The sequence below is a fragment of the Streptomyces sp. P9(2023) genome, assembly GCF_032436795.1.
Lineage (GTDB): Bacteria > Actinomycetota > Actinomycetes > Streptomycetales > Streptomycetaceae > Streptomyces.
Map to the genome: position 1 here is coordinate 1 of NZ_JAUPWM010000448.1, position 274 is coordinate 274.

The window sequence follows — 274 nt, forward strand, 5'->3', positions numbered from 1 at the left end:
TGCTGGCGAAAATGCACGAAAAACGCGTTGAGAAAGCGCTGGTTGTGGACGCGAGCTTCCACCTGCGCGGCATGATCACCGTTAAAGATTTCCAGAAAGCAGAACGTAAACCGAACGCCTGTAAAGATGAGCATGGCCGTCTGCGCGTCGGCGCTGCGGTGGGCGCAGGTGCGGGTAACGAAGAGCGCGTTGACGCGCTGGTTGCTGCGGGCGTTGACGTGCTGCTGATTGACTCCTCCCACGGCCACTCCGAAGGCGTTCTGCAACGTATTCG

1 protein-coding gene is annotated in these 274 nt (G+C 59.1%); it reads left to right on the forward strand.

Going from position 1 to position 274, the window contains the following annotated elements; translation table 11 throughout:
• On the forward strand, positions 1–274 hold a 274-nt coding region (locus Q5762_RS38315), incomplete at both ends, for an IMP dehydrogenase (RefSeq protein WP_315896934.1).